This window comes from Pseudoalteromonas sp. SWN29 (assembly GCF_015864465.1).
Lineage (GTDB): Bacteria > Pseudomonadota > Gammaproteobacteria > Enterobacterales > Alteromonadaceae > Pseudoalteromonas.
This window is the reverse complement of record NZ_JADYXE010000133.1, coordinates 1-788: the sequence shown is the minus strand read 5'-3', so window position 1 is coordinate 788 and position 788 is coordinate 1. Positions and strand designations below refer to the sequence as shown.

Sequence of the window (788 nt, the reverse complement as noted above, 5' to 3'; positions counted from 1 at the left end):
CGTGCATTTTTATGTGGGGAAGACCGTTTTACTGGTCAATCTTACGAGCATCGACGAGGGTGGGTTGAAGATAAGCTGCTTGAATTAGCGAAGGTATTTTGTATTGATGTATGTGCTTATGCCGTAATGAGTAATCACACCCATTTAGTACTGTATGTAGATGATAAGAAAGCAAACAGGCTGAATGATAAAGCGATTGTTATTCGCTGGCATAAACTCTGTAAAGGCACATCGTTAACGCAAAAATATGTACAAGGTGAAAAGCTAAGTAAAGTTGAACTCATCTTTTTCAATCAAACGGTTAAACAATACCGCGAACGCTTAGCAAGTATCAGCTGGTTTATGCGGCTATTAAATGAAGATATTGCGCGCAGGGCAAATAAAGAAGATAACTGCACAGGACGATTCTGGGAGGGTAGATTCAAATCGCAAGCATTACTAGATGAAGCAGCACTTGCAGCCTGTATGGCCTATGTCGATTTAAATCCCATTAGAGCTAAAATGGCTAACACACCAGAAGAATCAGACCATACCAGTGTACAAAATCGCTTAACATGCGCGGCAGAAGGTAAACAACCAAAACAGTTACTACGTTTTGCAGGCATGCCACGTCAGATTATGCCTAAAGGGCTGCCGTTTGAGCTTAAATCGTACCTTGAACTTGTTGAGTTAACAGGGCGAATAATACGAGAGGATAAACGCGGGCACATTGATAATATGAACCTTCCTTTGCTAGAAAGACTTAATATATCCCCCGAAAACTGGTTAAAACTCACCACACAATTTAC

At 40.9% G+C, this 788-nt stretch carries 1 protein-coding gene; it reads left to right on the top strand.

Features of this window, described 5'->3' with window-relative positions:
- A partial coding sequence (locus I6F53_RS20155) for a transposase (protein WP_197240938.1) occupies positions 1–788 on the top strand: 788 nt, incomplete at both ends.